The sequence below is a fragment of the Streptomyces sp. NPDC053665 genome, assembly GCF_055585285.1.
In genome coordinates, this window is sequence record NZ_JBVJKK010000002.1 from 211,013 (window position 1) to 233,039 (window position 22,027).

General features: G+C 71.0%; 18 protein-coding genes. 2 read left to right on the forward strand and 16 right to left on the reverse strand.

Annotated elements, in window-relative coordinates; translation table 11 throughout:
- Positions 1-15: 15 nt before the first annotated feature.
- A complete protein-coding gene (ileS, locus tag ACZ6ZN_RS08510) occupies positions 16-3,168 on the forward strand; it encodes an isoleucine--tRNA ligase (RefSeq protein WP_469644350.1) in 3,153 nt (1,050 codons plus the stop codon).
- A 229-nt stretch (positions 3,169-3,397) separates the two neighbouring features.
- Here ileS and ACZ6ZN_RS08515 read toward each other — a convergent pair whose 3' ends face one another.
- The 16 genes from ACZ6ZN_RS08515 to rsmH form a co-directional block, all read right to left on the reverse strand.
- Positions 3,398-4,504, reverse strand: coding sequence for a DivIVA domain-containing protein (locus ACZ6ZN_RS08515; RefSeq protein WP_376323764.1), 1,107 nt, complete (start codon positions 4,502-4,504; stop codon positions 3,398-3,400).
- A 55-nt stretch (positions 4,505-4,559) separates the two neighbouring features.
- A complete protein-coding gene (locus tag ACZ6ZN_RS08520) occupies positions 4,560-4,847 on the reverse strand; it encodes a YggT family protein (RefSeq protein ID WP_369196225.1) in 288 nt (95 codons plus the stop codon).
- A gap of 70 nt (positions 4,848-4,917) precedes the next feature.
- Positions 4,918-5,559, reverse strand: coding sequence for a cell division protein SepF (locus ACZ6ZN_RS08525; RefSeq protein WP_469644352.1), 642 nt, complete (start codon positions 5,557-5,559; stop codon positions 4,918-4,920).
- A 129-nt stretch (positions 5,560-5,688) separates the two neighbouring features.
- Positions 5,689-6,408, reverse strand: coding sequence for a YggS family pyridoxal phosphate-dependent enzyme (locus ACZ6ZN_RS08530; protein WP_469644354.1), 720 nt, complete (start codon positions 6,406-6,408; stop codon positions 5,689-5,691).
- 5 nt (positions 6,409-6,413) lie between these two features.
- Positions 6,414-7,145 (reverse strand): peptidoglycan editing factor PgeF, encoded by a 732-nt coding sequence (gene pgeF / locus ACZ6ZN_RS08535; protein ID WP_469644356.1) that lies wholly within the window; start codon positions 7,143-7,145, stop codon positions 6,414-6,416.
- Positions 7,146-7,155: 10 nt separating this feature from the next.
- Complete coding sequence (ftsZ, locus tag ACZ6ZN_RS08540; protein WP_369196222.1) at positions 7,156-8,349, reverse strand: cell division protein FtsZ; 1,194 nt, start codon at positions 8,347-8,349, stop codon at positions 7,156-7,158.
- A 288-nt stretch (positions 8,350-8,637) separates the two neighbouring features.
- A complete protein-coding gene (locus tag ACZ6ZN_RS08545; RefSeq protein ID WP_469644360.1) occupies positions 8,638-9,432 on the reverse strand; it encodes a cell division protein FtsQ/DivIB in 795 nt (264 codons plus the stop codon).
- A 26-nt stretch (positions 9,433-9,458) separates the two neighbouring features.
- Positions 9,459-10,556: an undecaprenyldiphospho-muramoylpentapeptide beta-N-acetylglucosaminyltransferase gene (murG, locus tag ACZ6ZN_RS08550; RefSeq protein WP_398112039.1), complete on the reverse strand. Its 1,098-nt coding sequence runs from the start codon at positions 10,554-10,556 to the stop codon at positions 9,459-9,461.
- A gap of 6 nt (positions 10,557-10,562) precedes the next feature.
- Positions 10,563-11,927 (reverse strand): putative lipid II flippase FtsW, encoded by a 1,365-nt coding sequence (ftsW, locus tag ACZ6ZN_RS08555; RefSeq protein WP_398112040.1) that lies wholly within the window; start codon positions 11,925-11,927, stop codon positions 10,563-10,565.
- 139 nt (positions 11,928-12,066) lie between these two features.
- Positions 12,067-13,509 carry a UDP-N-acetylmuramoyl-L-alanine--D-glutamate ligase gene (murD, locus tag ACZ6ZN_RS08560; protein ID WP_398112041.1) on the reverse strand — a complete coding sequence of 481 codons (1,443 nt, stop codon included), beginning with the start codon at positions 13,507-13,509 and terminating at the stop codon, positions 12,067-12,069.
- Positions 13,491-14,582 (reverse strand): phospho-N-acetylmuramoyl-pentapeptide-transferase, encoded by a 1,092-nt coding sequence (gene mraY / locus ACZ6ZN_RS08565; protein ID WP_333931308.1) that lies wholly within the window; start codon positions 14,580-14,582, stop codon positions 13,491-13,493. Before mraY ends, murD begins: the two co-directional genes overlap by 19 nt.
- Positions 14,582-15,997 carry a UDP-N-acetylmuramoyl-tripeptide--D-alanyl-D-alanine ligase gene (locus ACZ6ZN_RS08570; RefSeq protein WP_398112042.1) on the reverse strand — a complete coding sequence of 472 codons (1,416 nt, stop codon included), beginning with the start codon at positions 15,995-15,997 and terminating at the stop codon, positions 14,582-14,584. Before ACZ6ZN_RS08570 ends, mraY begins: the two co-directional genes overlap by 1 nt.
- Before the next feature lie 28 nt (positions 15,998-16,025).
- Positions 16,026-17,546 (reverse strand): UDP-N-acetylmuramoyl-L-alanyl-D-glutamate--2,6-diaminopimelate ligase, encoded by a 1,521-nt coding sequence (locus tag ACZ6ZN_RS08575; RefSeq protein WP_398112043.1) that lies wholly within the window; start codon positions 17,544-17,546, stop codon positions 16,026-16,028.
- Between the two features lie 181 nt (positions 17,547-17,727).
- A complete protein-coding gene (locus tag ACZ6ZN_RS08580; RefSeq protein WP_469644365.1) occupies positions 17,728-19,692 on the reverse strand; it encodes a peptidoglycan D,D-transpeptidase FtsI family protein in 1,965 nt (654 codons plus the stop codon).
- 5 nt (positions 19,693-19,697) lie between these two features.
- Entirely contained in the window at positions 19,698-20,147 is a 450-nt protein-coding gene (ftsL, locus tag ACZ6ZN_RS08585) for a cell division protein FtsL (RefSeq protein ID WP_451878488.1), read from the reverse strand.
- Positions 20,148-20,181: 34 nt separating this feature from the next.
- Complete coding sequence (gene rsmH / locus ACZ6ZN_RS08590) at positions 20,182-21,138, reverse strand: 16S rRNA (cytosine(1402)-N(4))-methyltransferase RsmH (RefSeq protein ID WP_398112046.1); 957 nt, start codon at positions 21,136-21,138, stop codon at positions 20,182-20,184.
- A 332-nt stretch (positions 21,139-21,470) separates the two neighbouring features.
- Here rsmH and ACZ6ZN_RS08595 point away from each other — a divergent pair, with 332 nt between their 5' ends.
- Entirely contained in the window at positions 21,471-22,022 is a 552-nt protein-coding gene (locus tag ACZ6ZN_RS08595; RefSeq protein ID WP_451878489.1) for a beta-class carbonic anhydrase, read from the forward strand.
- The last annotated feature ends 5 nt before the right edge of the window (positions 22,023-22,027 follow it).

Genomic DNA, 22,027 nt, shown 5'->3' on the forward strand with positions numbered 1-22,027 from the left:
GGAGGAAGCCCGCTGATGACATCGCCGACGTACCGCCAGGTACCCGCCCAGGTCGACCTGCCCGCCCTCGAGCACGCCGTGCTCGACTTCTGGCGCGAGCAGAAGATCTTCGCCAAGAGCCTGGAGCAGTCCGAGGGCCGCCCCGAGTGGGTGTTCTACGAGGGCCCGCCCACCGCCAACGGCATGCCCGGCGCCCACCACATCGAGGCCCGCGTCTTCAAGGACGTCTTCCCCCGCTTCCGCACCATGCGCGGCTACCACGTCGCCCGCAAGGCCGGCTGGGACTGCCACGGCCTCCCGGTGGAGCTCGCCGTCGAGAAGGAGCTCGGCTTCTCCGGCAAGCAGGACATCGAGGCGTACGGCATCGCCGAGTTCAACGAGAAGTGCCGTGCGTCGGTGACCCGGCACACGGACGCCTTCGAAGAGCTCACGACCCGCATGGGTTACTGGACCGACCTGAACGACCCGTACCGCACGATGGACCCCGAGTACATCGAGTCGGTCTGGTGGTCGCTGAAGGAGATCTTCAACAAGGGCCTGCTGGTCCAGGACCACCGCGTCGCCCCCTGGTGCCCCCGCTGCGGTACGGGCCTGTCCGACCACGAGCTGGCGCAGGGCTACGAGACGGTCGTCGACCCCTCGGTCTTCGTCCGGTTCCCGCTCACCTCCGGCCCGCTCGCCGGCGAGGCCGCGCTGCTGGTGTGGACGACGACCCCGTGGACCCTGGTGTCCAACACGGCCGTCGCCGCCCACCCCGAGGTCACCTACGTCGTCGCGACGAAGGGTCCAGAAGGTTCGGAGAAGCTCGTCGTCGCCGAGCCGCTGGTCGCCAAGGCGCTCGGCGAGGGCTGGGAGACCACCGGCGAGACCTTCACGGGCGCCGAGATGGAACGCTGGACGTACCAGCGCCCGTTCGAGCTGGTGGAATTCCCGGCCGAGGCGCACTTCGTCGTCAACGCCGAGTACGTCACCACCGAGGACGGCACGGGTCTGGTCCACCAGTCCCCCGCCTTCGGTGAGGACGACCTCAAGGTCTGCCGCTCCTACGGCCTGCCGGTGGTCAACCCGGTCCGCCCGGACGGCACCTTCGAGGAGGACGTCCCGCTCGTCGGCGGCGTCTTCTTCAAGAAGGCCGACGAGAAGCTCACCGCCGACCTGGACGAGCGCGGCCTGCTCTTCAGGCACGTCCCGTACGAGCACAGCTACCCGCACTGCTGGCGCTGCCACACCGCGCTGCTCTACTACGCCCAGCCGTCCTGGTACATCCGCACCACCGCCGTCAAGGACCGCCTCCTCGCGGAGAACGAGGGCACCAACTGGTTCCCGGACACGGTGAAGAACGGCCGGTACGGCGACTGGCTGAACAACAACATCGACTGGGCGCTGTCCCGCAACCGCTACTGGGGCACCCCGCTGCCCATCTGGCGCTGCGAGGACGACCACCTCACCTGTGTCGGCTCCCTGACCGAGCTCACCGAGCTGACCGGCACCGACCAGTCGGGCCTGGACCCGCACCGCCCGTTCATCGACGAGGTCACCTTCGCCTGCCCGCAGGGCGGTTGCGGGAAGACCGCCACACGCGTGCCCGAGGTGATCGACGCCTGGTACGACTCGGGCTCGATGCCGTTCGCGCAGTGGGGCTACCCGTACAAGAACAAGGAGCTGTTCGAGGCCCGCTACCCGGCGCAGTTCATCTGCGAGGCCATCGACCAGACCCGCGGCTGGTTCTACACGCTGATGGCGATCGGCACGCTGGTCTTCGACAAGTCCAGCTACGAGAACGTGGTCTGCCTCGGGCACATCCTCGCCGAGGACGGCCGCAAGATGTCCAAGCACCTGGGCAACATCCTGCAGCCGATCCCGCTGATGGACCAGCACGGCGCCGACGCGGTCCGGTGGTTCATGGCGGCCGGCGGCTCCCCCTGGGCGGCCCGCCGCGTGGGCCACACCACCATCCAGGAGGTCGTCCGCAAGACGCTCCTGACGTACTGGAACACGGTCGCCTTCCAGGCCCTGTACGCCCGTACGTCGAACTGGGCCCCGTCCGAGGCCGACCCGGCCCCGGCCGACCGCCCGGTGCTGGACCGCTGGCTGCTGTCCGAGCTGCACGCCCTCACCGACCAGGTCACCCAGGCGCTGGACGCCTACGACACCCAGCGCGCCGGCAAGCTGCTGTCCGCGTTCGTCGACGACCTGTCCAACTGGTACGTGCGCCGCTCCCGCCGCCGCTTCTGGCAGGGCGACAAGGCCGCGCTGCGCACCCTGCACGAGGTCGTCGCGACCGTGACGCAGCTCATGGCCCCGCTGACCCCGTTCATCACCGAGCGGGTCTGGCAGGACCTGATCGTCCCGGTCACCCCGGGCGCCCCCGAGTCGGTCCACCTGTCGTCCTGGCCGGAGGCGGACCTGTCCGCCATCGACCCGGAGCTGTCCAGGCAGATGGTGCTGGTGCGCCGCCTGGTCGAACTGGGCCGCGCCACGCGCGCGGAGTCGGGCGTCAAGACCCGGCAGCCGCTGTCCCGCGCGCTGATCGCGGCGACCGGCTTCGAGACGCTGGACACCGAACTGCGCGCGCAGATCACGGAGGAACTGAACGTCGAGTCCCTGGCGACGCTCAGCGAGGTCGGCGGTTCCCTGGTGGACACCACGGCCAAGGCCAACTTCCGCGCGCTGGGCAAGCGGTTCGGCAAGCGCGTCCAGGACGTGGCCAAGGCCGTCGCGAACGCGGACGCGGCCGCCCTGTCCCTGGCGCTGCGCGAGGGCACGGCGTCCGTCGAGGTCGATGGCGAGACCGTCACGCTGGCCCCCGACGAGGTCATCATCACCGAGACCCCGCGCGAGGGCTGGTCGGTGGCGTCCGACTCCGGTGCGACGGTCGCCCTGGACCTGGAGATCACCGAGGAGCTGCGCCGCGCGGGCCTCGCCCGTGACGCGATCCGCCTGATCCAGGAGGCTCGCAAGAACAGCGGCCTCGACGTGGCCGACCGCATCGCGCTGCGCTGGACCGCCACGGACCGGGCGACGGTGGAGGCCCTGACCGACCACGCCGGTCTGATCGCCGACGAGGTGCTCGCCGTCGACTTCGCCCAGGGCGAGGCGGACGGCGCCTACGGGGAGTCCTTCACCGACGAGGGCCTGACCCTCACGTTCCGCCTGCGCAAGGCGTAACCGCCGCACCGTCGAAGGCCCGGTCCCGCCGAACATCTCGGCGGGACCGGGCCTTCGGCGTTGTGTACGCGGAACGAGGCCGCGGACGGTGAACGCAGGTGCGTACGGCCGAACGCCGGCGGGTGAGCAGGCGAACGCGCGTAGCACAAGGGCGAGGCCCCGGGAGGGATCCCGGGGCCTCGCCCTGAACGCTGCCGACCGCTACGCCGTACTACCGGCCGTCAGGCCGTCAGTTGTCGTCCTCGTCGATCAGGAAGCCCCGCATGGGCGAGGGCGCCTGACCCATCGGCGACGGACCCTGCGGACGCACCGGCGCCATGGGCTGGGTCATCGCCGGGGACATCTGCTGCTGGCCACCGTAGGACGGGGCGGACGGCGAAGGGGCGCCGCCCATCGTCTGGTTGCCGCCGTACGACGGGGCGCTCGCGCCGGCCGGAGCCATCGAGGGCGCCGGGGACGGCGGGAGGGACGCGGTCGCCGGGGTGCGCGGCGGGGCCAGCGAGTCGTCGGCCTGGGTCTCCAGCTGGCGCAGCTGCGACTCCAGGTACGACTTCAGGCGCGTGCGGTACTCGCGCTCGAAGCCGCGCAGGTCCTCGACCTTGCGCTCCAGCGTGGCGCGGGCGGACTCCAGGGAGCCCATCGCGACGCGGTGCTTCTCCTGCGCGTCCCGCTCCAGGGCGTCAGCCTTGGCACGGGCGTCACGCTCCAGACCCTCGGCACGCGAACGGGCCTCGCCGACGATCTTGTTGGCCTCGGAACGGGCCTCCGCGATCGCCTGGTCGGCGGTCTGCTGGGCCAGCGACAGGACACGGGCGGCGCTGTCGCCACCGGGACCCTGCTGACCGGGGCCGCCCATCGGACCGCCCATGGGGCCGCCCATCGGGCCGCCCATCTGCTGCATCGGGGGCTGGCCCATGGGACCCGGACCCTGGCCCATCGGGCCGGGACCCTGGGGGCCGCCCTGACCGCCGGGACCGGCGGGCAGCTGCGGGGCACCGCTCGGCAGCTGGGGCGGACCACCCATGGGGCCACCCATCTGCTGCTGCGGCGGGCCCGATATGCCGGCGGGGACGGGACCGCCCGGACCGCGCATGCCCTGCTGCTGTTGCTGCTGGTCCTGCTGCTCCGGGGGCTTGCGCATGTTCTGCTGGTTCTGCGCGGCGGCACGCGTGGCCGCGGCCAGCTTGGCGCGCAGGTCCTCGTTCTCGCGGAGCAGGCGGGTCAGTTCGGCTTCGACCTCGTCGAGGAAGGCATCGACCTCGTCCTCGTCATAGCCTTCTCGGAGGCGGACGGTCGTGAACTGCTTGTTCCGCACGTCCTCGGGGGTCAACGGCATCTCTTCACCTCAACGTAGTCGTCGGCAGTCGGCAAGACCGTAGCTGTCACATCGCTCACATCGCGTTCCGCACGAGTGTGATCAGGATGTAGACGATGATCATCAGTACGAAGAAGGACAGGTCGAGCGCCACGCCCCCGAGACGCAGCGGCGGAATGAACCGCCGCAGAAGCTTGAGCGGTGGATCGGTGACAGTGTAGGTGGCCTCCAGAACGACCACCATCGCCTTGCCGGGTTGCCACGAGCGGGCGAACTGGAAGACGTAGTCCATGACCAACCGGAAGATGAGCACGATGAGGAAGCACATCAGCGCGATGTAGACGACATCCAAAACCACGCCCATGACCTCTTGCTTCCCTCTCCCCTGTGCCCTGCTGTGTTGCGTTGTGTACTGATGTTCCCGGTGGTGCGTCTCAGCTCTGGTTGAAGAACCCGCCCTCTGCGATGCGGGCCTTGTCCTCCGCCGTGACATCGACGTTAGCAGGCGACAACAGGAACACCTTCTGCGTCACCCGCTCGATGCTGCCGTGAAGACCAAACACCAAACCGGCCGCAAAGTCGACAAGTCGCTTCGCGTCTGTGTCATCCATCTCAGTCAGATTCATGATCACCGGGGTGCCCTCACGGAAGTGTTCCCCGATGGTACGGGCCTCGTTGTAGGTCCGTGGGTGGAGTGTGGTGATCCGGTAAGGCTCTCGTTCGGACACGACCTTGGGCATGATCACCGGTGCGTTCTTCTCCAGATTTGCGCGTTCTTGTGTGATGGAAGCCACGGGCGCGATGCGCGCCGGGCGGCTGGATTCCGCGGGGAGCGAAGCGGAGCGGGCGGCCGGTTCGCGGGGAGCGGGCGGCTGTACGACTCGTACCTCTTCGTCCCTTTGGGACTGATGTGAGACGTGCGGCTGGTGGGACGGCTCGTGCCGTCGGTGGTCCCGCTCGGGCTCCGGGTCCAGTTCGGGTTCGAAGTCGTCGTCGGGGTCGAATCCGCGGCCGTCGTACCCATCGTCCTCCACGAGGCCGAGGTAGACCGCCATCTTGCGCATCGCGCCGGCCATGCTCTGAGTCCTCCGCTCTGTGGTGGATCGGCTGACGACTGCCAAGTGCCTGCGATCCACGTGGTCCTTGAATCCGCCTTTCGGCGGCAATGACCATATTTTCTGCTGTGGTCCGACTTCTTGGCGACGTTACCGGAGCCTGGGGCGGACTCCGAGTACCGCGCTGCCGACGCGCACATGTGTCGCTCCGGCCGCCACGGCCTGCTCGAGGTCCGCACTCATCCCTGCCGAGACCATGGTGGCAGTCGGATGACTCCGGCGCAGGTCGGTCGACAAATCCATCAACCGCCCGAACGCCGCCTGTTCACGTCCCGCGTACTCCCCGGTGAGCGGCGCGACGGTCATCAGCCCGGCGAGCCGCAGCCCCGGGGCGCCGGCCACCAGATCCGCCAACTCGCCGACGCCGTCGGGCGCCACGCCGCCGCGCTCCCCCCGGGCGCTCTCCCCGGCGTCCAGGGCGACCTGAAGCAGGCAGCCCAGCTCGCGCCCCGACCGGACGGCCTCCTTGGAGAGGGCGGTGACCAGCTTGGCCCGGTCGATGGACTGCACGAAATGCGCGTAATTCACCACCGAACGGACCTTGTTGGTCTGGAGTTGACCGACGAAGTGCCAGGTGAGGGGCAGATCCGAGCAGTCGGCGGCCTTGGGGGCCGCGTCCTGGTCGCGGTTCTCGGCGACGTGCCGCACGCCGAGCTCCGCGAGGAAGCGGACGTCGCTCGCGGGGTAGGTCTTGGTGACCACGATCAGGGTCACCTCCTCGCGTGCCCGCCCCGCGGCCGCGCATGCGTCGGCGATGCGCCGCTCCACCTTCGCCAGGTTCGCGGCGAGTTCGTCCTTGCGCTCCGTCATGTCCCTCAGTCCAGCCACACGTAGCCCGCGAGCCGACCGGTGGTGCGGTCGCGGCGGTACGAGAAGTGATCGTGCGATTCCAGCGTGCACACCGGTGACCGCTCCCGGTCGCGCACCCCGAGCCGTTCCAGCTGGGCGTGCACTCCGGCGCTCACGTCGACCGCCGGCGTGCCCCAACTCGTCTCGGCGTACGCCGCCGGCTCGACGGCGGACACCTCGGCGCGCATCTCGCCGGGCACTTCGTAGCACCGGCCGCAGACGGTGGGTCCGGTGCGGGCGACGATGCGGGAGGGCTCGGCCCCCCGTTCGGTCATCGCGCGCACCGCGGCCGGGACGACCCCGGCGACCATGCCCGGCCGGCCCGCGTGAGCCGCGGCGGCGACCCGCGCGACCGGGTCGGCCAGCAGCACCGGCACGCAGTCGGCGGTGAGCACGGCCAGGGCGAGACCCGGGCGCGTGGTGACGATCGCGTCGACGGGCGGAAGACCGGCCGACGATCCCCACGGGCCGTCGACCACCGCCACGTCCGCGCCGTGCACCTGGTTCATCCAGACGACCAGGTCGGGTGCGACGCCCAGGGACTTGGCGGCCAGGTCCCGGTTGGTGCGTACGGCATCGGGGTCGTCGCCGACCGCTCCGCCGAGGTTGAGCTCCTCATACGGAGCGGCGCTCACCCCGCCCCACCGGTCGGTGAAGGCGAAGTGCGCGCCGCTCACGCTTTCGCGCTGTCCTATCACGTCAGAAGGATCACTTGAGGAAGTCCGGTACGTCCAGTTCCTCGGCCGCGCTGTCCGAGTAGGTCCGGGGCGCCGGCGGGACCGGCGGGGCGACCGGGATGTCCTCGACCGGCTTCGGCGCGGGCTCCGGGTCCTCCTTCGGGGTCACGCTGCCGAGCGACCCGAAGGACGGGCGGCTCTCGGCCTGGCGGACCGGGGCCGGCTCCTCGCGCTTGGCCGAGGAGGAGCCGAGGACGTTGTCCCGGCGGGCCGGGGGCTGGCCCCCGTCGAACCCGGCGGCGATGACGGTGACCCGGACCTCGTCGCCGAGGGCGTCGTCGATGACCGCGCCGAAGATGATGTTGGCCTCGGGGTGCGCGGCCTCGCTGACCAGCTGGGCGGCCTCGTTGATCTCGAACAGGCCGAGGTCGGAGCCACCGGAGATGGAGAGCAGGACACCGCGGGCGCCGTCGATGGACGCCTCCAGCAGCGGCGAGGAGATCGCCATCTCGGCGGCGGCCACCGCGCGGTCGTCGCCGCGGGCCGAGCCGATGCCCATGAGGGCCGAGCCGGCCTCGGACATGACCGACTTGACGTCGGCGAAGTCCAGGTTGATGAGGCCGGGGGTGGTGATGAGGTCGGTGATGCCCTGGACACCGGAGAGCAGGACCTGGTCGGCCGACTTGAAGGCGTCGAGGACCGAGACCTGGCGGTCCGAGATGGACAGCAGCCGGTCGTTCGGGATGACGATGAGGGTGTCGACCTCTTCGCGGAGCTCGGCGATGCCGTCCTCCGCCTGGTTCGCCCGGCGCCGCCCCTCGAAGGTGAACGGGCGCGTGACCACACCGATGGTGAGGGCGCCCAGGGAGCGGGCGATGTTGGCCACGACGGGCGCGCCGCCGGTGCCGGTGCCGCCGCCTTCACCGGCTGTCACGAAGACCATGTCGGCCCCCTTGAGGACCTCCTCGATCTCCTCGCGGTGGTCCTCGGCGGCCTTGCGGCCCACGGCCGGGTTGGCTCCGGCGCCGAGTCCGCGGGTGAGTTCCCGGCCGACGTCCAGCTTGACGTCGGCGTCGCTCATCAACAGAGCTTGCGCGTCGGTGTTGATGGCGATGAACTCGACGCCCTTGAGACCGACCTCGATCATCCGGTTGATGGCATTGACACCACCGCCGCCGACACCGATGACTTTGATGACTGCGAGGTAGTTCTGCGGTGCTGCCACGTCGAAGGCCTCTCGCCTCGAGTTACGTGTCGCCGGTTCACCGTGGCGCCTTGCGCCCCGCGACCCGACGACTGATGCCGAATGGGACGGTCCGTATCGCCGACCCGAACCCTAACCCTGAAGTTTAGGGTTACCAGTGTGTCCGTTCCTTGGAGTCTTCTGAACAGGACACTAAGTCGACAAGTGGCGCACGTTCAACGAACACGCCGAACCTCCCGTTTTTCTTTTCACCCTATGTGATCAGCCGTAGCACTGCCCAACCAGGGTGCTGGCCTGCGCTGATGTGCGTCAACTCCCCGATGACGCGGGAGCGGTGGGCACACTCACGTCGAAGTACCCCGCATCGGGCGTTGCTTTCATCAGCGCGGTGAGGGTACGGGCCTTCGCGGGGCCCTTCTCACTGCTGCCCCACGCGACGGTGCGGCCGTCCCGCAACTCCAGCGAGATGTCGTCGTAGGAACGGACCTTGACGGTTCGTGTGTCGCGCGCGACGGCGGCCGGGACTGCGCGTGCGACGGCGACGGCCTCGCGCACGAGCCGGGGCTCGCCGAAGCGGCGCAGGCTCGCGGCGGCGGATCCGGACCTGGAGAGCGTCATCTCCAGTGCGGGTACGCCTTTCGGCGCTTCGGGCACCGTGGCGAAACGGACGCCTTCGTCGTCCACTTCGACGAACTTGCCGCCTGTGCGGACCACCAGAACCGGAGTCCGCTCCACCACGTCCAGGTCGATTCCGTGGGGCCAGGAACGGACGACGTCGACCGAGTCGATCCGGGGCAGTTCCCGGCGCAACCGCGCCTCGATCGCGCCGGTGTCGACGGAGACGAGCGGATCGCCGATCGGGACGTCCGCGGCCGCCTCGACCTGTTCCGGTGTCAGCACCCGGGTGCCCGACACCGAGACGTGCTCGGCGCGCAGCCAGTCGGAGCCGTAGAGCAGCCAGACGCCCGGGATGCCGAGGAAGACCAGGGCCAGACCCAGGATGACGATCACACGAACGTGGCGCCGCCGCAGGCGTCTTGCGGGCGGCGGGCCGGACGACCTCTGCTGGCGTTCACCGCGCTCGGCGGTGGTCGATCCGGCCACGCTCCCCTGCCTTCCGTCATACGGGCCTAGCGGTGTGCACGAGCGGCGGCGATCGCCTCGTACACCATGCCGACGAGCAGGTCGTCGGCGTCCCGGCGGCCGAACTCGGCGGCGGCGCGGGACATCTGGTACAGCCGGTGCGGATCGGCGAGCACGGGCAGCACGTGTTGCTGGACCCACTCGGGGGTCAGCTCCGCGTCGTCGACCAGCAGCCCGCCGCCGGCCTTGACCACCGGCTGGGCGTTGAGCCGCTGTTCGCCGTTGCCGATGGGCAGCGGGACGTAGGCGGCCGGGAGCCCGACGGCGGAGAGTTCGGCGACGGTCATCGCGCCCGCGCGGCAGAGCATCATGTCGGCCGCGGCGTACGCGAGGTCCATCCGGTCCAGGTAACTTACCGGTACGTACGGGGGCATTCCCGGCATCTGGTGGACCTGCGGCAGTTCGTTCTTCGGTCCGACCGCGTGCAGGATTTGGATTCCGGCCTGCTGAAGCCAGGGCGCGACCTGCTGGACGACCTCGTTCAGCCGGCGGGCGCCCTGGGAGCCGCCCGTGACGAGCAGCGTGGGCAGGTTGGGGTCCAGCCCGAACGCGGCCCGGGCCTCGGGGCGTACGGCGGCGCGGTCCAGGGTGGCGATGGAGCGCCGCAGCGGGATGCCGATGTACCGGGCGCCGCGCAGCTTGCTGTCCGGGGTGGACACGGCGACCTGGCTGGCGTAGCGGGAGCCGATCTTGTTGGCCAGGCCCGGGCGGGCGTTGGCCTCGTGGATGACGATCGGCACGCCCAGGCGCTTGGCCGCGAGGTAGCCGGGCAGGGCGACGTAGCCGCCGAAGCCGACCACGGCGTCCGCCTTGGTGCGCTCCAGGATCTGCTCGGTCGCCTTGATCGTGCCGCGCAGCCGGCCCGGGACGGTGATCAGCTCGGGGGTGGGCTTGCGCGGCAGCGGGACGGCCGGGATCAGCGCCAGTTCGTACCCGCGCTCGGGTACGAGACGGGTCTCGAGCCCGCGTTCCGTGCCCAGGGCCGTGATCCCCACGGTCGGATCCTGCCTGCGCAGGGCGTCCGCGAGGGCGAGCGCGGGCTCGATGTGGCCCGCGGTTCCTCCGCCGGCGAGTACGACATGCACCGAAATTCACCGCTCTCCGGACGGACGCGCCACCGAGGCACGCCGTCGCATCGTGTTCCATCTCCGGGGGCTCCGACCGGAACGGGTGCCCCCAGCCCCCCGCTTTCTACCAAAGCGGGGTTGCCGCATCGCAAGCGCCGCCCGCGCAGCGGGCTCGTCGCGTGCGAAGGCGATCAGCAGCCCGATGGCGAACATGGTCGGCAGCAGGGCGGATCCTCCGTAGGAGAACAGCGGGAGGGGGACACCGGCGATCGGCAGCAGACCGAGCACCGCACCGATGTTGATCACGGCCTGGGCCGTGATCCAGGTGGTCACGCCTCCCGCGGCATACCTGACGAAGGGGTCCTCCGTGCGTCCGGCCACGCGGATACCCGCATAGCCTAGAGCCGCGAAGAGGGCGAGGACCGACAGCGTCCCCGCGAGGCCCAGTTCCTCACCGGTGACGGCGAAGATGAAGTCGGTGTGGGCTTCGGGTAGTTGGCCCCATTTCTCCACGCTCGCGCCCAGCCCGGAACCGAAGATCCCGCCGGAGGCCAGGGCGTAGATGCCGTGCACGGCCTGCCAGCAGTCGACCGGGCCGGACTGCGGCTCGGTGGCGCCCAGGCACTGCAGGCGCGCCATGCGGTTGGGGCTGGTCTTGATGAGGATCAGGCCGAGAACGGCGGCGACCGACAGCACGCCGGCGAACAGCCGCGTGGGTGCCCCGGCCAGCCACAGCAGGCCGAACAGGATGGCCGTGAGAATGATCGCGGTGCCCATGTCGCCGCCGATCATGATGAGGCCGAGCAGCATGAACGCGGCCGGCACCAGCGGCACCAGCATGTGCTTCCACTGGTTCAGCAGCCGCTTGTCCTGCTTGCGGGCCAGCAGGTCGGCGCCCCACAGCACCAGGGCGAGCTTGCCGAACTCACTGGGCTGGATCTGGAAGGAGCCGCCGAGGGCGATCCAGTTCTGGTTGCCGTTGACCGACACTCCTATCCCCGGCACCTGCACCAGGGCCATGAGGCAGACGGCGCCCGCGAGGATGGGGTAGGCCAGCGCGCGGTGCAGCCGCACCGGCATGCGGGAGGCGGCGAGCAGCAGTCCGGTGCCGATGGCGGCCGCGAGCAGTTGCTTGCGGAAGAAGTAGGAGCCGGGCAGGGACATCTGCAACGCGGTGATCTGGGAGGCCGAGTAGACCATCACCAGCCCCAGCACGGTGATCAGCGCGCTGCCGCCCAGGATGAGGTAGTACGCCGTGAGCGGCCGGTCCCAGCCCCTGCGCGCCCGGTCGTAGAAGGCCGAGACGGGGTTGTCGCGCAGGGAGCGGGACGGGGCGGGGCGCTTGGGGGCGCGCGCCACGGGGGGCCGTCCGGTGCGGCTGGTGGGCATCCGCGCTCACCTCGCCGTGCCGGAGGGGATCGCCTTGCCGTGCGGGCCGTCAGGCCGCTGCTCGGGCACCAGCCGCATCCGTGTCACGCGTCCCTCCCAGGTACGTCCGGCGTCCCCGCCGGGCGAGGCGGAACCCGGGTCAGCCCTCGGCGGAGCCGAGTTCACGAACGGCGTCCGCGAAAGCGTCCCCGCGCTTGTTGTAGTTGACGAACATGTCCATGGACGCGCACGCCGGCGCCAGCAGCACCGTGTCGCCGGGGCGGGCGAGCCGCCGGGCCTCCTCGACCGCCGCGCGCATCGCCCCAGTGTCGGTCCGGTCGAGGTCGACGACGGGTACTTCCGGGGCGTGTCGCGCCAGGGCTTCGCGGATGAGCGCGCGGTCGGCGCCGATGAGGACGGCGCCGCGCAGCCGGGGCGCCGACTTGGCGACCAGCTCGTCGAAGGACGCGCCCTTGGCCAGTCCGCCCGCGATCCACACGATGGACTCGTACGCCGCCAACGAGGCCTCCGCGGCATGCGTGTTGGTGGCCTTGGAGTCGTCCACCCAGGCCACGCCGTCCACTTCGGCCACGTGCGCGATGCGGTGGGCGTCGGGCGTGAAGGCCCGCAGGCCGTCCCGTACGGCCTTGGCGGGGACGCCGTAGGCGCGGGCGAGGGCGGCTGCCGCAAGGGCGTTGGCGATGTTGTGCGGGGCCGGCGGGTCGACGTCGGCGACCTCGGCGAGCTCCTGGGCGTTCTTGTGCCGGTCCTCGACGAAGGCGCGGTCGACCAGGATGCCCTCGACGACGCCGAGTTGGGAGGGGGCCGGGGTGCCGAGGGTGAAGCCGACGGCGCGGCAGCCCTCCTCGACGTCGGCCTCGCGGACCAGGTCCTCGGTGGCCTTGTCGGCCACGTTGTAGACGCAGGCGATGCGATTGCCCTCGTAGATGCGGCCCTTGTCCTTGGCGTACGCCTCCATGGAGCCGTGCCAGTCGAGGTGGTCGGGGGCGAGGTTCAGCACGGCCGCGGAGTGGGCGCGCAGCGAGGGCGCCCAGTGCAGCTGGTAGCTGGACAGCTCCACGGCCAGGACGTCGTACGTCTCCTCGCCGAGGACCGCGTCCAGGAGCGAGACGCCGATGTTGCCGACGGCGGCGGTGCGCAGGCCGGCCGCCTTCAGGATCGACGCGAGCATCTGGACGGTGGTGGTCTTGCCGTTGGTGCCCGTGACGGCGAGCCAGGGAGCCGCGTCGGGGCCGCGCAGGCGCCAGGCCAGTTCGACGTCGCCCCAGACCGGCACGCCCGCCTGCCCGGCCGCCGTGAACAGCGGCTTGTCCGGCTTCCAGCCGGGCGCGGTGACGATCAGCTCGGTGCCCTCCGGGAGGCTGTCGCCGTCGCCGAGGCGCACGGTGATCCCGAGCGCCTCCAGTTCGGCGGCCTGCGCCCGCGCGCGCTCGTCCGCGCCGTCGTTGACGACCGTGACGCGCGCGCCGAGGCCGTGCAGCACCTTGGCCGCCGGGACGCCGGAGACGCCGAGCCCGGCGACGGTGACGTGCTTGCCCTGGAAGTCGAAGGGCTCCGAGGAGGTCACTTGTCCGCTGCCCATCCCGCGTAGAAGAGGCCCAGTCCGACGATCACACAGATGCCCTGGATGATCCAGAAGCGGACCACCACCAGGACTTCGGACCAGCCCTTGAGTTCGAAGTGGTGCTGCAGTGGCGCCATCCGGAAGACGCGCTTGCCGGTGAGGCGGAACGAACCGACCTGGATCACCACGGACATGGTGATCAGGACGAACAGGCCGCCGAGGATGGCGAGCAGCAGCTCGGTGCGCGAGCAGATCGCGAGGCCGGCGAGCACACCGCCGAGCGCGAGCGAACCGGTGTCACCCATGAAGATCTTGGCCGGCGAGGTGTTCCACCACAGGAAGCCGAGGCAGGCGCCCATCAGCGCGGAGGCGACCACCGCGAGGTCGAGCGGGTCGCGCACCTCGTAGCACGCGCCGGGGTTGGTGAGGGTCTGCGCGTTGGCGCACGACTCCTGGAACTGCCAGACGCCGATGAAGGTGTAGGCGCCGAAGACCAGCACCGAGGCGCCGGTGGCCAGACCGTCCAGACCGTCGGTCAGGTTCACGCCGTTGGACATGGCGAGGATCATGAACAGCGCCCAGACGACGAACAGCACGGGGCCGATCGTCCAGCCGAAGTCCGTGATGAACGACAGCTTGGTGGAGGCCGGGGTGTTGCCGCGGTTGTCCGCGAACTGCAGGGACAGCACGGCGAAGCCGATGCCGACGATCAGCTGGCCGGCCATCTTCGCCTTGGCCCGCAGGCCCAGCGAACGCCGTTTGACGATCTTGATGTAGTCGTCGAGGAAGCCGACCAGGCCCATGCCGACCATCAGGCCGAGCACCAGCAGGCCGGAGAAGGTGGGCGCCGCGTCGACGTCCGGATCCACGTACCCGGTGATCACCTTGGCCAGGAAGTACGCGGCGACGGTCGCCAGGATGAAGGCGATACCGCCCATGGTCGGCGTACCGCGCTTGCTGGCGTGCTCGCGCGGGCCGTCGTCGCGGATGTACTGGCCGTAGCCCTTGCGCGCGAGGAGCTTGATCAGCAGCGGGGTGCCGATCAGCGTGAGGAACAGACCAATGACTCCCGCGAACAGGATCTGCTTCATCATCGGGCGGAAACCTCACCCTCGGCACCGGTCTCGAGCAGCGCCTGGGCCACCGTCTCGAGCCCGACCGAACGGGACGCCTTCACGAGTACGACGTCCCCCGGGCGCAGCTCGCTGCGCAACAGGTCGACCGCCGCCTGTGCGTCGGACACGTGCACCGACTCCTCACCCCACGAACCCTCGTTATATGCGCCCAGTTGCAGCCAGGCGGCTTCCCTGCCACCGACCGCGACGAGCTTGCTGACGTTGAGCCGGACGGCGAGCCGCCCGACCGCGTCGTGCTCGGCGAGAGCCTCGTCCCCGAGCTCGGCCATCTTGCCGAGCACCGCCCACGTACGACGCCCCTTGCCGATCGCCACCAGCGCGCGCAGCGCGGCCTTCATGGACTCGGGGTTCGCGTTGTAGGCGTCGTTGACGACCGTCACGCCGTCCGGGCGCTCGGTGACCTCCATCCGCCAGCGGGAGAGGGAGCCCGCCTCGGAGAGCGCGAGGGCGATCTCGTCTGCGGACATGCCCAACTCGTGGGCGACGGCGGCCGCGGCGAGCGCGTTCGACACGTGATGCTCACCGTACAGGCGCATGGTCACATCACTTGCACCGGAGGGTGTGTGAAGCCTGAACGAGGGCTGTCCGGTGTCCGTGAGTCGCACGTTCTCGGCACGAACGTCCGCTTCGCCGGACTCCCCGAAGAACAGCACCTTCGCCTTCGTACGGGAGGCCATGGCCCGGACGTAGGGGTCGTCCGCGTTGAGGATCGCGGTGCCGCCGTCGGCCTCGGCGGGCAGGGACTCGACGAGCTCGCCCTTGGCCTGGGCGATCTGCTCGCGGCCGCCGAACTCGCCGATGTGGGCGCTGCCGACGTTGAGGACCAGACCGACCTTGGGGGGTGTCAGGCCGGTGAGGTAGCGGATGTGCCCGATGCCGCGGGCGCCCATCTCCAGGACGAGGAACTTGGTCTCGTCGGTGGCGCTGAGCGCGGTCAGCGGCAGCCCGATCTCGTTGTTGAGCGAGCCGGGCGTGAACACCGTGGGGGCCTTGCGCCGGAGCACCTGCGCGATGAGGTCCTTGGTGCTGGTCTTTCCGGCCGAGCCGGTGAGGGCGACGAGGGTGGCGCCGAGCCGGGCCACGACGTGCCGGGCGAGGGCGCCGAGGGCGTTCTGCACGTCGTCCACGACGATCGCGGGCACGCCGACGGGACGGGTGCCGAGGACGGCCACCGCTCCCGCCTCGACGACGGCGCCCGCGAAGTCGTGGCCGTCCACCCGCTCGCCGGCGAAGGCCACGAACAGGCTGCCCGGTCCCGCCTCGCGGGAGTCCCGGACGACCGGGCCGGTGACCTCGACGGACGGATCCGGTATGTCGTGCGTCTGCCCGCCGACGACTTCTGCGATCTCGGCGAGGGAGAGGGCGATCACAAGTTCATCCCCTGGGTCTTCTGGATTTTCATCCCTGGGTCTTCTGGATGGCTTCGCGGAGCACCTGGCGGTCGTCGAAGGGACGGACCACCCCGGCGATGTCCTGGCCCTGCTCGTGGCCCTTGCCCGCGACCAGCACGGTGTCGCCCGGTTCGGCGCGGGCGACGGCGGCGGCGATCGCGGCGGCCCGGTCCTCGAAGACCTGCACCTCGCCGCGCTCGTGCGCCGGCACGGACGCCGCGCCCTGCAGCATCGTGGCGAGGATCGCGAGCGGGTCCTCGGAGCGGGGGTTGTCGGAGGTCAGTACGGCGGTGTCGGCGAGCCGGGCCGCGGCGGCGCCCATCGGCTCGCGCTTGGTGGTGTCCCGGTCCCCGCCGCAGCCCAGGACGATGTGCAGCTTGCCCTCGGTGACCTTGCGCAGGGCGCGCAGCACGGACTCGACGGCGTCGGTCTTGTGCGCGTAGTCGACGACCGCGAGGTACGGCTGGCCGGCGTCGACGCGCTCCAGGCGGCCCGGCACGCCCGGGACGGCGGCGACGCCGTCGGCGGCGGCCTGCGGGTCGAGCCCGGCAACGGCCAGGGCGACGATCGCGGCGAGGGTGTTGGCCACGTTGAACGGGCCGGGCAGCGGCGACCTGGCCGCGATCCGCTCCCCCTTGGGGCCGACGACGGTGAACGTCGAGTCCAGCCGGCCGATCTCGACGTCCTCGGCGCGCCAGTCGGCGTCGGGGTGGCCCTCGGCGGAGTAGGTGACGACCGGGACGGTGGCCTCGTTGGCCAGCCTGCGGCCGTACTCGTCGTCGACGTTGACCACGCCGAGCTTGCCGCGTTCGGGCGTGAACAGCTGCGCCTTGGCCCGGAAGTAGTCCTCCATGTCGGAGTGGAACTCCATGTGTTCCGGGCTGAGGTTGGTGAAGACGCCGATGTCGAAGACGCAGCCGTCGACCCGGCCGAGGACCAGGGCGTGGCTGGAGACCTCCATGGCGACCGCCTCGACACCGCGCTCGCGCATGACGGCGAACAGGGCCTGCAGGTCGGTGGCTTCGGGGGTGGTGCGCTCGGACTTGATGCGCTCGTCGCCGATGCGCATCTCGACGGTGCCGATCAGGCCGGTGGCGCGGACCGTCCTCAGCCCGCCCTCGACGAGGTAGGCGGTGGTGGTCTTGCCGGAGGTGCCGGTGATGCCGATCTGGAGCAGGTCCCGGCCGGGGTGCCCGTAGATCGTGGCGGCCAGTTCGCCCATCCGTCCGCGCGGGTCGTCGACGACCAGGACCGGCAGTCCGGACGCGGCGGCGCGCTCCGCGCCGGTCGGGTCGGTCAGCACGGCGGCGGCACCGAGGCCCGCGGCCTGGGTGACGAAGTCCGCCCCGTGCAGCCGGGCGCCCGGCAGGGCGGCGTACAGGTCTCCGGGACGGACGGCGCGCGAGTCGTGGGTGATGCCCGTGACCTCGGCGGCGCCCCGCGGCGCGGGAGCACCCAGCTGACCGGCGAGTTCCGCGAGAGGTGTGGCGGACACCTGCACCGGCCTGGGCGGCCCGGGGTATGTCACGGGATGGCCCTTCTGGGTGGTTTGGGACTGATCAGCGTGTGGCACGGCGGTGAGCGTACCGGGCGTACCCGCCTCCGGGCGAAGCGAGGGGCCGGGGCCGTGGTGGTTCCCGGGGCCGGGAGTGATCGTCGTCACGAGGTGGTTCCTGGTGTGTTCCGTGCTGACCTGGGCCTGGGGCCGGTCAGCGCTCGAAGGTGACGGGGAGTTTCGCGGGCGGGGCGCCGGTCGGCGGGACCTGGAGGGACTTCAGTGCGAACTCCATGACCTGCTTGTAGACCGGCCCGCAGATCTGCCCGCCGAAGTAGCTGCCCTGCGTGGCGTTCTGGATGGCGCAGTAGACGGTGATGCGGGGCTTGTCGGCGGGCGCGAACCCGGCGAACGAGGAGGTGTAGCCGTGGTACTTGCCGGTGGCCGGATCCACGCGGTTGGCGGTGCCCGTCTTGCCCGCGACGCGGTACCCGGGGATGCGCGCCTTGGTGCCGGTGCCCTCCTGGTCGTCCACCACGGACTCCAGCATCTGCGCGAGGGTCCTGGCCGTCTTCGCGCTGACGACCCGGGTCTTCGCGGGCTTCGGGGCGGGGGTGTAGCGGCCGTCGGGTCCCCTGGTGCCGCGCACGAGTGTGGGCTCGACGCGTACACCGCCGTTGGCGATGGTCGAGTACACGGAGGCCGCCTGCATCGCGTTGATGGACACGCCCTGGCCGAAAGGGATCGTGTACTGCTGCGAGGTCGACCACTTGGCGGGCGGGGCGAGGATGCCCGGGGTCTCGCCGGGGAAGCCCAGGCCGGTGTAGTGGCCGAGGCCGAACCTGCGCAGGTAGTCGTAGAGGACCTTGTTGGACCGGGCCTGGGTTTTGCCGAGCTGGCCGGTGGCCAGGATGGTGCCGATGTTGCTGGACTTGGCGAGGACGCCGTTCAGCGTCAGGTACCAGGTGGGGTGGTCGATGTCGTCCTTGAACAGCCGGTCGCCGCGGTGCAGCCGGTTGGGCACGACGACGTGGGTGGCCGGGGTGGCCACACCCTCCTCCAGCACGGCGGCCATCGACATGACCTTGGCCGTGGAGCCGGGCTCGAAGGCGTCCTGGAGGGCCGCGTTGCCCAGGGCGGCGGGATCCGCCCCGGACAGGTCGTTCGGGTCGAAGCCGGGCGAGTTCGCCATGGCGAGGATCTGCCCGGTCCGGGTGTCCTGGACGATGACGTAGCCGCGGTCGGCCGCCGACTCCTTCACCTGGTCGCTGATGGCCTTCTGAGCGGCCCACTGGATGTCCCGGTCGATGGTGAGCTCGACGTCGCTGCCCGGGACGGCGGGGGTCTCGGTGGCGCCCCCCGCGGTGGGGACGAGCCGGCCGCCGGACTGGGCGTAGCGGATCTTGCCGTCCTTGCCGGCCAGGCGCTTGTCCAGTTGCAGTTCGATGCCGCCGCCGGGCTTGCCCTCGGAGTTGACCCAGCCCAGTATCCCGGCGGCGAGGTCGCCGTTGGGGTACACCCGCTTGCTGGTGGCGACCGAGAAGACACCGCCGAGGACGTTGCGCGCGGACTTGTCGGTCTCGGCCTTCTTGGCGAGCGCGGACTTCAGGTCCTTGATCTGCTTCCAGACCTGCGGGGTCTGCCGGGAGGCGAGCTTGACGTAGCGCAGGGCCTCGTTCTTCGGGCGGAGCTTGCCGACCAGGTCCTCCTGGTCCTGCCCGAGGATCGGGGCGAGGAGGGCCGCCGCCTGCTCGGGCCCGTCGTCGATCTTCAGCATGTCCGGGGCGAACATCGTGGGGTCGGCGGTGATGTCGTAGGCGTCCTCGCTGGTGGCCAGGGCCACGCCGGACCGGTCGGTGATCTCGCCGCGGTCGGCGGCCAGCACCTGCCCGACGTAGCGGTTCTGCTCGGCCTTGGCGGCGTAGGTGCTCGCGTCGACGGCCTGCACCTGGAACAGCCGCACCACGAAGGCGGTCAGGACCAGGGTGAGGGCGAGCCCCACCAGGCGCAGGCGGGGCCGCGGGCTGCCGAGCAGGAGCTGCTTGGCGGGGGCCGGGCGGCGGCCCGGTGACGGCCGCCGGGCCGGGCGGGCGCCCGGACCGGGGCGGCGCCGGGCGTCGGGGCGGGCCGGCCGCGCGGGGCCGGGCACGCGGCGGCGGGGCGGTTCCCTGTCGGACACTTCCGTCACCTGCCGGGGGTCTGGGTGGGGCCGTCGGTCATGGCCTCGGGGGCGAGGACCGGGGGGATGCGGGTGTCGGTGCGACGGACGCCGGAGGCGGGGCCCGGGACGCCCTTCACCTTGCCGTCGGGGCCGAGGAAGGCGGGGTCGCCGCCGGGGACCATGCCGAGTTCGCGGGCGCGGCGCTGGAGGGCCTCGGGCGCGGAGTAGGCGTCGATGTCCCGCTGGAGGGCCTGCTCCTCGTCGGTGAGGCTCTTGGTCTCGCGCTGGAGGTCGTCGAGCTTGAACGCCCCTTCGCTCAGGGCGGAGTTCAGCACCAGCAGGCAGATGAGTCCGCCGCCGAGGAGGAGGACGACCAGGAGGACGAAGGGCGTACGGGCCGCCCGGCCCGGGCCGTTCGGGAAGAGCCGCGCGAGACGGGCCGCTCTGCCCTTCAGTTCGGGTTTGCTGCTCACTCACGCTCCTCGGTCCGGGGCGGCCGGCCGCGGCTCACTCGACGTCCGCCCTGATGCGCTGTGCTCCGCGCAGTCGCGCGGGAGCGGCACGCCGGTTCTCGGCGATCTCCTCCTCGGTGGGGAGTTCGGCACCCCGGGTCAGCAGCTTGAGCCGCGGCTGGTAGCGCTCGGGCACGACGGGCAGCCCGGGCGGCGCGGTGGTGGCCGCGCCGGCCGCGAAGACCTGCTTGACCAGCCGGTCCTCCAGCGAGTGGTACGACAGCACGGCGATCCGGCCGCCCACGTCGAGGGCCTTCACGGCGGCCGGGATCGCCCGCTCCAGGACGGACAGTTCGCCGTTGACCTCGATGCGCAGGGCCTGGAAGGTCCGCTTGGCCGGGTTGCCGCCGGTGCGCTTGGCGGCCTGGGGCAGGGCGTCGCGGATCAGCTCGACCAGCCGCGCGCTGGTGGTGAACGGCTCCTTCTCGCGCTCGCGCACGATCGCGGCGACGATCCGCTTGGCCTGCTTCTCCTCGCCGTAGGCCCGCAGGATGCGCACGAGTTCGCCCGGCGGGTAGGTGTTGAGGACCTCGGCAGCGCTCATCCCGGTCGTCTGGTCCATGCGCATGTCGAGGGGGGCGTCCTGCGCGTAGGCGAAGCCGCGGTCGGCCTCGTCGAGCTGCATGGAGGACACGCCCAGGTCGAACAGGACGCCCTGCACGGCCGTGATGCCGAGCCGGTCGAGCACCTCGGGCAGTTCGTCGTAGACGGCGTGCACGAGGGTGGCGCGCTCGCCGTGGGGTGCCAGGCGCTCGCCGGACAGGCGCAGGGCCTCCTTGTCGCGGTCGAGGGCGACGAGGCGGACGCCGGGGAACCGCTCCAGCAGGGCCTCGCTGTGGCCGCCGAGACCCAGGGTGCAGTCGACGACCACCGCGTCCGGGCCCTCCAGGGCGGGTGCCAGCAGATCCAGGCACCGCTGGAGCATCACCGGGACGTGTCGACTCTGGCTCAAGGGGCCCTCTCAGATCCGGCGGCGCCGGGGGCGTCAGCCGACCGGGAGCGGGAGGAGGCCGAGCCGTACGTACGCGCCGCGCACGCGGGGAGATCTCCGGTCGTCGCCGGGGTCTCCGGGGAAGTCATGGCAGCGAGGAGGTCCCGCCTCCCGCTTCGCGTCACTTTAGTCCACGGTGTCTCGCGGTCAATCAACCGGCCTGCGCGTCGCAGCCGCCGGCGCGGGAGCCGCCGGCGCACGCCTGTGCAATACCTCACAACCCCGTCCGACTGACAATTTTTGTCCACTCTCACAGGAGGTTCGCAGGGGGTCCGACCAGTAACGTCATGACTATGACGACTTCTGCATCGATTCCCACGGGTTCGGAGAACGCCGCGAACGGTGGCGGCACGGTCACGGACCGTCTCGTCGAGGCGAACGCCCGCTACGCCGCCTCCTTCACCGACCCGGGAATGGACGCACGCCCCGTCCTGAACGTCGCCGTCGTGGCCTGCATGGACGCCCGCCTCGACCTGCACAAGGCCCTCGGCCTGCAGCTGGGCGACTGCCACACCATCCGCAACGCGGGCGGCGTCGTCACCGACGACGTGATCCGTTCCCTCACCATCAGCCAGCGCAAGCTGGGCACGCGCAGCGTGGTCCTCATCCACCACACCGGCTGCGGCCTGGAGAGCCTCACCGAGGACTTCCGCAACGAGCTGGAGGCCGAGGTCGGCCAGCGTCCGGCGTGGGCGGTGGAGTCCTTCCGGGACGTCGACCAGGACGTGCGGCAGTCGATGCAGCGCGTGCGCACCTCGCCGTTCGTGCCGCACACCGACGACGTGCGCGGTTTCGTGTTCGACGTGAGGACCGGCCTGCTGCGCGAGGTCGACCCGGCCTCCTGACCGGG

Coding starts and splice junctions, on each gene's coding strand:
- ileS (WP_469644350.1), top strand. CDS start 16: ATGACATCGCCGACGTACCGCCAGGTACCCGCCCAGGTCGACCTGCCC.
- ACZ6ZN_RS08515 (WP_376323764.1), bottom strand. CDS start 4,504: ATGCCGTTGACCCCCGAGGACGTGCGGAACAAGCAGTTCACGACCGTC.
- mraY (WP_333931308.1), bottom strand. CDS start 14,582: ATGAAGCAGATCCTGTTCGCGGGAGTCATTGGTCTGTTCCTCACGCTG.
- ACZ6ZN_RS08595 (WP_451878489.1), top strand. CDS start 21,471: ATGACGACTTCTGCATCGATTCCCACGGGTTCGGAGAACGCCGCGAAC.
- murD (WP_398112041.1), bottom strand. CDS start 13,509: ATGGGCAGCGGACAAGTGACCTCCTCGGAGCCCTTCGACTTCCAGGGC.
- ACZ6ZN_RS08530 (WP_469644354.1), bottom strand. CDS start 6,408: ATGACGGAGCGCAAGGACGAACTCGCCGCGAACCTGGCGAAGGTGGAG.
- ftsW (WP_398112040.1), bottom strand. CDS start 11,927: ATGCCCACCAGCCGCACCGGACGGCCCCCCGTGGCGCGCGCCCCCAAG.
- ACZ6ZN_RS08520 (WP_369196225.1), bottom strand. CDS start 4,847: ATGGGCGTGGTTTTGGATGTCGTCTACATCGCGCTGATGTGCTTCCTC.
- ACZ6ZN_RS08525 (WP_469644352.1), bottom strand. CDS start 5,559: ATGGCCGGCGCGATGCGCAAGATGGCGGTCTACCTCGGCCTCGTGGAG.